This window comes from Citrobacter sp. Cpo015, assembly GCF_030333035.1.
Taxonomy (GTDB): Bacteria; Pseudomonadota; Gammaproteobacteria; order Enterobacterales; family Enterobacteriaceae; genus Citrobacter; species Citrobacter portucalensis.
This window is the reverse complement of sequence record NZ_JAOWGS010000020.1, coordinates 96,009-105,034: the sequence shown is the minus strand read 5'-3', so window position 1 is coordinate 105,034 and position 9,026 is coordinate 96,009. Positions and strand designations below refer to the sequence as shown.

Below are 9,026 nucleotides of genomic sequence, written 5' to 3'. Positions count from 1 at the left end.
GGTTCTTTAAGGTAAGGAGGTGATCCAACCGCAGGTTCCCCTACGGTTACCTTGTTACGACTTCACCCCAGTCATGAATCACAAAGTGGTAAGCGCCCTCCCGAAGGTTAAGCTACCTACTTCTTTTGCAACCCACTCCCATGGTGTGACGGGCGGTGTGTACAAGGCCCGGGAACGTATTCACCGTGGCATTCTGATCCACGATTACTAGCGATTCCGACTTCATGGAGTCGAGTTGCAGACTCCAATCCGGACTACGACATACTTTATGAGGTCCGCTTGCTCTCGCGAGGTCGCTTCTCTTTGTATATGCCATTGTAGCACGTGTGTAGCCCTACTCGTAAGGGCCATGATGACTTGACGTCATCCCCACCTTCCTCCAGTTTATCACTGGCAGTCTCCTTTGAGTTCCCGGCCGAACCGCTGGCAACAAAGGATAAGGGTTGCGCTCGTTGCGGGACTTAACCCAACATTTCACAACACGAGCTGACGACAGCCATGCAGCACCTGTCTCAGAGTTCCCGAAGGCACCGAAGCATCTCTGCTAAGTTCTCTGGATGTCAAGAGTAGGTAAGGTTCTTCGCGTTGCATCGAATTAAACCACATGCTCCACCGCTTGTGCGGGCCCCCGTCAATTCATTTGAGTTTTAACCTTGCGGCCGTACTCCCCAGGCGGTCGACTTAACGCGTTAGCTCCGGAAGCCACGCCTCAAGGGCACAACCTCCAAGTCGACATCGTTTACGGCGTGGACTACCAGGGTATCTAATCCTGTTTGCTCCCCACGCTTTCGCACCTGAGCGTCAGTCTTTGTCCAGGGGGCCGCCTTCGCCACCGGTATTCCTCCAGATCTCTACGCATTTCACCGCTACACCTGGAATTCTACCCCCCTCTACAAGACTCTAGCCTGCCAGTTTCGGATGCAGTTCCCAGGTTGAGCCCGGGGATTTCACATCCGACTTGACAGACCGCCTGCGTGCGCTTTACGCCCAGTAATTCCGATTAACGCTTGCACCCTCCGTATTACCGCGGCTGCTGGCACGGAGTTAGCCGGTGCTTCTTCTGCGAGTAACGTCAATCGCTGCGGTTATTAACCACAACGCCTTCCTCCTCGCTGAAAGTACTTTACAACCCGAAGGCCTTCTTCATACACGCGGCATGGCTGCATCAGGCTTGCGCCCATTGTGCAATATTCCCCACTGCTGCCTCCCGTAGGAGTCTGGACCGTGTCTCAGTTCCAGTGTGGCTGGTCATCCTCTCAGACCAGCTAGGGATCGTCGCCTAGGTGAGCCGTTACCCCACCTACTAGCTAATCCCATCTGGGCACATCCGATGGCAAGAGGCCCGAAGGTCCCCCTCTTTGGTCTTGCGACGTTATGCGGTATTAGCTACCGTTTCCAGTAGTTATCCCCCTCCATCGGGCAGTTTCCCAGACATTACTCACCCGTCCGCCACTCGTCACCCAAGGAGCAAGCTCCTCTGTGCTACCGTTCGACTTGCATGTGTTAGGCCTGCCGCCAGCGTTCAATCTGAGCCATGATCAAACTCTTCAATTTAAAAGTTTGATGCTCAATGAATTAAACTTCGTAATGAATTACGTGTTCACTCGTTGAGACTTGGTATTCATTTTTCGTCTTGCGACGTTAAGAATCCGTATCTTCGAGTGCCCACACAGATTGTCTGATAAATTGTTAAAGAGCAGTTGCGACGCGCTTTAGCGCTCTGTCGCGAGGTGGCGTATATTACGCTTTCCTCTTTCAGAGTCAACCCTCATTTTCAGGTTTTTCTCTTCAACCGAACCGGCTGTTTGTGTGAAGTGATTCACATCCGCCGTGTCGATGGAGGCGCATTATAGGGAGTCGACTCAGGAAGACAAGCGGAAAAATGCATTTTTGTTTCAACCGCTCACCTTTTATCCACAACGCTTACTTTTGCTGCTTTTTTATCGCCATTGGCAGGTCTGCCAGACTATTTATGACCAAATCTGCCGCATTTTCTGCTTCCGGCGTGACGGGTTTGCCCGTGCGGACCAATACCTTCGTGCCAACATTCGCAGCTGCCGCCGCCTGCATATCTTCAATTTTATCGCCTACCATATAAGAAGCAGCCATATCGATGTGCAAGAAGTCTCGGGCGGAGATAAACATGCCAGGATGCGGTTTACGGCAGTCGCAGACCTGACGATACTCTTCTACAGTACCCTGCGGGTGATGCGGGCAGTAGTAGATACCATCCAGCTCAACGTCGCGATCGGCCAGCGACCAGTCCATCCATTCGGTCAACGTTTCAAACTGCGCCTCAGTAAATTTACCACGCGCGATACCAGACTGGTTCGTCACGATAATAAGCGCGTAACCCATTTTCTTAAGTTCACGCATGGCATCAATAACGCCGTCGATAAACTCAAACTCGTCGATCTCATGTACATAACCGTGGTCCACATTAATGGTACCGTCACGGTCGAGAAAAATTGCGGGTACAGACTTTGCCACCTTTTATAGCTCCTGAATAAGGCATGTGACTCTAGTATCGCATGTTTCAGCGGGCAAGAAAGTGCTCATCGTGCAAAGCCCGATTGATTTAGACGTCTGGATGCCTTAACATCCATCTTGTTGACGGCTTCGACCGTACCTGACAGACGAAAATGCCACGGCTAACTTAATTACGATAATAAATAACCAATGATTAAACTTTCGAATATCACCAAAGTGTTCCAGCAGGGGACTCGCACCATTCAGGCGCTAAATAATGTCAGCCTGCATGTTCCTGCCGGGCAGATTTATGGCGTTATTGGCGCCTCCGGTGCCGGTAAAAGTACGCTCATCCGCTGCGTTAACCTACTCGAACGCCCTACCGAAGGCAGCGTTCAGGTTGGCGGTCAGGAGCTGACCACGCTTTCTGAGTCGGAGTTGACTAAAGCTCGCCGTCAAATCGGCATGATTTTTCAGCACTTTAACCTGCTCTCTTCCCGTACGGTGTTCGGTAACGTCGCACTACCGCTGGAACTGGATAACACGCCAAAAGAAGAGATCAAACGCCGCGTAACAGAACTGTTGGATTTGGTTGGTCTTGGAGACAAGCACGATAGCTACCCGGCCAACCTTTCCGGTGGACAAAAACAGCGTGTGGCGATCGCCCGTGCGCTGGCAAGTAATCCCAAAGTGTTGCTGTGCGATGAAGCCACCAGCGCACTCGATCCGGCAACGACACGCTCGATTCTGGAATTATTGAAAGATATTAATCGTCGTCTGGGACTCACCATTCTGCTGATTACTCACGAGATGGACGTTGTAAAACGTATTTGTGACTGCGTGGCGGTCATCAGTAATGGTGAACTGATTGAGCAAGACACCGTTAGTGAAGTGTTCTCACACCCGAAAACGCCGCTGGCACAGAAATTTATCCAGTCCACGCTGCACCTGGATATTCCGGAAGATTATCTGGAACGTTTGAAAGCGGAGCCGGAAGCCGACAGCGTGCCGATGCTGCGTATGGAATTCACCGGCCATTCGGTCGATGCACCGCTACTTTCTGAGACGGCCCGTCGGTTTAATGTGAATAACAACATTATTAGCGCGCAGATGGATTACGCCGGCGGTGTGAAGTTCGGCATCATGCTGACTGAAATGCACGGCACACAGGAAGATACACAAGCAGCCATTAGCTGGTTGCAGGAACACCATGTAAAAGTAGAGGTACTGGGTTATGTCTGAGCCGATGATGTGGCTGCTGGTTCGCGGCGTATGGGAAACGCTGGCAATGACCTTTGTGTCCGGTTTTTTTGGCTTTGTGATTGGTCTGCCGGTCGGCGTGTTGCTGTACGTAACGCGTCCGGGGCAAATTATTGAGAACGCGAAGCTCTACCGTACGCTCTCTGCGCTGGTGAACATTTTCCGTTCCATCCCGTTCATCATCTTACTGGTGTGGATGATTCCGTTCACCCGCATGATCGTAGGCACCTCTATCGGACTGCAGGCAGCTATCGTTCCGCTGACCGTCGGTGCCGCGCCGTTTATCGCCCGTATGGTGGAAAACGCGCTGCTCGAAATCCCGACCGGGCTGATAGAAGCCTCTCGTGCGATGGGCGCCACGCCGCTGCAAATTGTACGTAAGGTATTACTGCCAGAAGCGCTGCCAGGACTGGTCAATGCGGCCACCATCACCCTTATCACACTGGTTGGTTACTCCGCGATGGGCGGTGCCGTCGGTGCCGGTGGTCTTGGACAGATTGGCTATCAGTACGGCTATATTGGTTACAACGCTACCGTAATGAATACAGTACTGGTATTGCTCGTCGTTCTGGTTTATTTAATTCAGTTATCCGGCGATCGCATCGTCCGGGCTGTCACGCACAAATAACGTTGCACACAACACTAAAAACTCATTAAGAAAAGGAAATAAGCATGGCGTTCAAATTCAAAACCTTTGCGGCAGTTGGAGCCCTGATCGGTTCTCTGGCACTTGTGGGTTGCGGTCAGGATGAAAAAGATCCTAATCACATCAAAGTGGGCGTTATTGTTGGCGCAGAGCAGCAGGTTGCAGAAGTCGCGCAGAAAGTGGCAAAAGAAAAATACGGTCTGGACGTTGAGCTGGTCACGTTTAACGATTACGTTCTGCCTAACGAAGCGCTGAGCAAAGGCGATATCGATGCTAACGCCTTCCAGCACAAACCATACCTGGACCAGCAGATCAAAGATCGTGGTTACAAGCTGGTTGCTGTAGGCAATACTTTTGTTTACCCGATTGCGGGCTACTCCAAAAAAATCAAATCACTGGATGAGCTGCAGGACGGTTCCCAGGTCGCGATTCCAAACGACCCGACTAACCTTGGCCGTTCCTTGCTGCTGCTGCAAAAAGTGGGCTTAATCAAACTGAAAGACGGTGTTGGCCTGCTGCCAACCGCGCTGGACGTGATTGAAAACCCGAAAAACCTGAAGCTGGTTGAACTGGAAGCACCGCAGCTGCCGCGTTCCCTGGACGATGCACAAATCGCACTGGCGGTCATCAACACCACCTACGCCAGCCAGATCGGCCTGACTCCGGCAAAAGACGGTATCTTTGTTGAAGATAAAGATTCCCCGTACGTAAACCTGATTGTAACTCGTGAAGACAATAAAGATGCTGAGAACGTGAAGAAATTCGTTGAAGCATACCAGTCTGACGAAGTGTACGAAGCAGCAAACAAAGTCTTCAACGGCGGTGCTGTTAAGGGCTGGTAATTTTAGGCTGTTTACAGAATCTGTAATATCATCAGGACGGGCGCTTGCCCGTCTTGTCATTTATGCAAGCACCTGATTCAATATCTGACGTTTAGATCATTCATTGAGGAAATATTATGCGTGCTTTACCGATCTGTTTAGTAGCACTCTTGCTGAGCGGCTGTTCTATGTTAAGCAGATCCCCTGTTGAACCCGTTCAAAGCACCGCAACCCCGCCGAAAGCGGAGCCGGAAAAACCGAAAGCACCGCGCGCTACGCCGGTAAGAATCATTACTAACGCTGAAGATTTAGTAGGCAAACCGTTCCGCGATCTTGGCGAAGTTAGCGGTGAATCCTGCCAGGCTTCAAACCAGGATTCCCCTCCGAGCATTCCAACCGCACGCAAACGCATGCAGATTAACGCATCAAAAATGAAAGCTAATGCGGTATTGCTGCACAGTTGCGAAGTGACCAGCGGAACGCCGGGTTGCTATCGTCAGGCGGTTTGCATCGGTTCTGCACTGAACATTTCGGCGAAATGAGCCATTTTCAGTTCGAGCAAATAGGCGTTATCCGCTCACCTTATAAAGAAAAGTTCGCCGTTCCACGCCAGCCCGGTCTGGTGAAAAGCGCCAGCGGTGAACTGCATTTGCTCGCACCTTATAACCAGGCCGATGCCGTTCGCGGCCTGGAAGCCTTCAGTCATTTGTGGGTGATTTTTGTTTTTCACCAGACAATGGAAGGTGGATGGCGTCCGACCGTGCGCCCTCCCCGCCTTGGCGGCAACGCCAGAATGGGTGTCTTTGCCACGCGTTCAACGTTTCGTCCTAACCCTGTTGGCATGTCGTTGGTCGAGCTACGGGGCATCCGCTGCCATAAAGAGCACGTGATCCTCGAACTCGGTGGGCTGGATCTCGTTGATGGCACGCCAGTCGTAGATATAAAACCGTATCTGCCGTTTGCCGAATCGTTACCCGATGCTCGCGCCAGCTATGCTCAGGATGCCCCCCAGGCCAGCGTAGACGTGACGTTCAGTGAAGATCTCGCGGAGCAGCTACCGAAGCTCGAACAACGTTACCCGCATCTTCGTCAGTTTATTGCCGAAGTGCTGGCGCAGGATCCGCGTCCTGCCTACCGTAAAAACGAGGAAGAAGGCAAAACCTACGCCGTCTGGCTGCTGGACTTTAACGTCCGCTGGCGCGTCACGCCGTCAGGATTTGAGGTCTTTGCTCTGGAAGCCCGCTAATTTGCGTCGCGTACTCTTTTGACATCCCTTTCTCGCTGGTAAACTAAAGCACTTTTGTTTTGTGCCAGGCTCGTTTTGAGCCTGTTCGATCGTTCAACTGGAACCGTAACAACATGCGTACTAGCCAATATCTGCTCTCCACTCTGAAGGAGACACCTGCCGACGCCGAAGTCATCAGCCACCAGCTGATGCTGCGCGCCGGGATGATCCGCAAGCTGGCCTCCGGGTTATATACCTGGCTGCCGACCGGCGTGCGCGTCCTGAAAAAAGTCGAAAACATCGTGCGTGAAGAGATGAACAACGCCGGTGCGATCGAGGTGTTGATGCCGGTCGTTCAGCCTTCTGAACTGTGGGAAGAGAGCGGCCGTTGGGAACAATACGGCCCGGAACTGCTGCGAATTGCTGACCGTGGCGATCGTTCGTTCGTCCTCGGCCCAACGCATGAAGAAGTGATCACCGACCTGATCCGTAACGAGCTGAGCTCTTACAAACAGCTGCCGCTGAACTTCTATCAGATTCAGACCAAATTCCGTGACGAAGTCCGTCCACGCTTCGGCGTGATGCGCTCCCGCGAATTCCTGATGAAAGATGCATACTCTTTCCACACCTCTCAGGAATCCCTGCAGGAAACCTACGACGCGATGTACGCTGCGTATAGCAAAATCTTCAGCCGTATGGGGCTGGATTTCCGTGCAGTACAAGCGGATACCGGTTCTATCGGCGGCAGCGCCTCTCACGAATTCCAGGTGCTGGCGCAGAGCGGCGAAGACGATGTGATCTTCTCCGACTCCTCTGACTATGCGGCGAACATCGAATTTGCCGAAGCCGTTGCGCCGAAAGAGCCGCGCGCGGCAGCAACCCAGGAAATGACGTTGGTAGATACGCCGAACGCTAAAACCATCGCCGAACTGGTTGAGCAGTTCAACCTGCCTATCGAAAAAACCGTGAAAACCCTGCTGGTGAAAGCGGTTGAAGGCAGCAGCTACCCGCTGGTCGCCCTGCTGGTTCGTGGCGATCACGAGCTGAACGAAGTCAAAGCGGAAAAACTGCCGCAGGTTGCCAGCCCGCTGACCTTTGCCACCGAAGAAGAAATTCGTGCGCTGGTAAAAGCAGGTCCTGGCTCGCTCGGTCCGGTGAATATGCCAATTCCGGTGGTTATCGACCGTACCGTTGCAGTAATGAGCGATTTCGCTGCCGGTGCCAACATCGACGGTAAACACTATTTCGGTATCAACTGGGATCGCGACGTGGCCACCCCGGAAGTTGCTGACATCCGTAACGTGGTCGCCGGCGACCCTAGCCCGGACGGCAAAGGTACGCTGATGATCAAACGCGGTATCGAAGTCGGCCACATCTTCCAGTTGGGTACCAAGTACTCTGAAGCGATGAAAGCCGCTGTTCAGGGCGAAGATGGCCGTAACCAGACGCTGACTATGGGCTGCTACGGTATCGGGGTCACTCGCGTAGTCGCTGCTGCTATTGAACAGAACTTTGACGATCGTGGCATCGTATGGCCAGATGCCATTGCCCCGTTCCAGGTCGCCATTCTGCCGATGAACATGCACAAATCCTACCGTGTGCAGGAGTTGGCTGAAAAGCTGTACGCTGAGCTGCGCGCGCAGGGTATCGAAGTGCTGATGGACGATCGTAAAGAGCGTCCGGGCGTGATGTTTGCCGATATGGAACTGATCGGTATCCCACACACCATCGTGCTGGGCGACCGTAACCTCGACAACGACGATATCGAATACAAATACCGTCGTAACGGCGAGAAAGAGCTGATTAAAACCGGCGACATCGTCGACTTCCTGGTCAAAGCCATTAAAGGCTAATACCAACAAAAAGGCCCTGATTATCGGGGCCTTTTTTCTATCGATTAATTACACGCTTTACCAGGGATAAATTTCGCGTCTTTATCCGCCATCAACGTTTTCACTTTCTCACCCGTATCCGGGTTTGACTCCAGCGTGAAATGCGCCTCAAGCGTCAGCAGTACGGACTGTCCGTTTTCCGCACGAGCGGCTAAATAGTCGCGTTCAAGCTGAGCGTTATTCGCCACCGGCATCCGTTTACCCGTTGCGCAGTCGGTAAAGATTGCCGCGTCAGCCATATAGAAATACATGCCTCGCATCGGCATTGGCGTCACCGGTAAGCTGGCGGAAACCGGCTGGAGCGTGTAGTTAAACTGTGACTCAATCGGGTTACCTTCACGATCGAGCATTTCCAGCGCCTCGCCTTTAGCCCGGTAGTACGATTTTTCACCTTTACTGTCGGTCAGCACCAGTTTGTCGGCTGTACGCGCCCATGTGCCATAAGAGGCAAACGAAGACGGTTCATCCCGCACGCCCTGATAGCGTTCGTTCATCACCCATGTGCCGTCTTTTTCCAGAAACAGAGAGGTTTCAATCCCTTCGCAGTCCGCGCAAGGTAAGATGCCACGCCAGCTTTGCTGCATCGGTTTTAATTCTGCCGCCCGCGTCGGCTGTAGTACTTCAACTTCAGTACGGTTATTACAGCCGATCAAGGAAAAAAGCGTGCATGCAGCGACCACGGACAATATTGCTGTTTTCACTATCAATTCCTT

Annotated in this window: 8 protein-coding genes and 1 rRNA gene; 6 read left to right on the top strand and 3 right to left on the bottom strand. The window is 52.5% G+C overall.

All coding sequences use genetic code 11. From position 1 onward, the window contains the following. Positions 1–12 precede the first annotated feature (12 nt). Positions 13–1,554: ribosomal RNA gene (locus tag OGY67_RS07090) — 16S ribosomal RNA — on the bottom strand. Between the two features lie 369 nt (positions 1,555–1,923). Beyond that, positions 1,924–2,490, bottom strand: a complete 567-nt coding sequence (gene gmhB, locus OGY67_RS07085; protein WP_003829138.1) for a D-glycero-beta-D-manno-heptose 1,7-bisphosphate 7-phosphatase — start codon at positions 2,488–2,490, stop codon at positions 1,924–1,926. A gap of 189 nt (positions 2,491–2,679) precedes the next feature. Here gmhB and metN point away from each other — a divergent pair, with 189 nt between their 5' ends. The 6 genes from metN to proS all read left to right on the top strand — a co-directional run bounded on the left by metN (position 2,680) and on the right by proS (position 8,274). Next, positions 2,680–3,711, top strand: a complete 1,032-nt coding sequence (gene metN / locus OGY67_RS07080; RefSeq protein WP_003829140.1) for a methionine ABC transporter ATP-binding protein MetN — start codon at positions 2,680–2,682, stop codon at positions 3,709–3,711. After that, positions 3,704–4,357: a methionine ABC transporter permease MetI gene (locus OGY67_RS07075; RefSeq protein ID WP_003018471.1), complete on the top strand. Its 654-nt coding sequence runs from the start codon at positions 3,704–3,706 to the stop codon at positions 4,355–4,357. The genes metN and OGY67_RS07075 overlap by 8 nt, the downstream gene beginning before the upstream one ends. 44 nt (positions 4,358–4,401) lie before the next feature. Further along, on the top strand, positions 4,402–5,217 hold the full coding sequence (metQ, locus tag OGY67_RS07070; RefSeq protein WP_003829145.1) for a methionine ABC transporter substrate-binding lipoprotein MetQ: 816 nt from the start codon (positions 4,402–4,404) through the stop codon (positions 5,215–5,217). A gap of 116 nt (positions 5,218–5,333) precedes the next feature. Continuing rightward, positions 5,334–5,738 (top strand): envelope stress sensor lipoprotein RcsF, encoded by a 405-nt coding sequence (gene rcsF / locus OGY67_RS07065; protein ID WP_003018477.1) that lies wholly within the window; start codon positions 5,334–5,336, stop codon positions 5,736–5,738. Then, positions 5,735–6,442 carry a tRNA (N6-threonylcarbamoyladenosine(37)-N6)-methyltransferase TrmO gene (gene tsaA / locus OGY67_RS07060; protein WP_003829147.1) on the top strand — a complete coding sequence of 236 codons (708 nt, stop codon included), beginning with the start codon at positions 5,735–5,737 and terminating at the stop codon, positions 6,440–6,442. The genes rcsF and tsaA overlap by 4 nt, the downstream gene beginning before the upstream one ends. Before the next feature lie 113 nt (positions 6,443–6,555). Continuing rightward, positions 6,556–8,274, top strand: a complete 1,719-nt coding sequence (gene proS, locus OGY67_RS07055) for a proline--tRNA ligase (RefSeq protein WP_003829149.1) — start codon at positions 6,556–6,558, stop codon at positions 8,272–8,274. Positions 8,275–8,318: 44 nt separating this feature from the next. On the opposite strand, the gene nlpE is transcribed toward proS, so the two are convergent. After that, positions 8,319–9,017 (bottom strand): envelope stress response activation lipoprotein NlpE, encoded by a 699-nt coding sequence (gene nlpE / locus OGY67_RS07050; RefSeq protein WP_085951559.1) that lies wholly within the window; start codon positions 9,015–9,017, stop codon positions 8,319–8,321. Positions 9,018–9,026 lie beyond the last annotated feature (9 nt).

Coding starts and splice junctions, on each gene's coding strand:
- tsaA (WP_003829147.1), top strand. CDS start 5,735: ATGAGCCATTTTCAGTTCGAGCAAATAGGCGTTATCCGCTCACCTTAT.
- metQ (WP_003829145.1), top strand. CDS start 4,402: ATGGCGTTCAAATTCAAAACCTTTGCGGCAGTTGGAGCCCTGATCGGT.
- rcsF (WP_003018477.1), top strand. CDS start 5,334: ATGCGTGCTTTACCGATCTGTTTAGTAGCACTCTTGCTGAGCGGCTGT.
- proS (WP_003829149.1), top strand. CDS start 6,556: ATGCGTACTAGCCAATATCTGCTCTCCACTCTGAAGGAGACACCTGCC.
- OGY67_RS07075 (WP_003018471.1), top strand. CDS start 3,704: ATGTCTGAGCCGATGATGTGGCTGCTGGTTCGCGGCGTATGGGAAACG.
- metN (WP_003829140.1), top strand. CDS start 2,680: ATGATTAAACTTTCGAATATCACCAAAGTGTTCCAGCAGGGGACTCGC.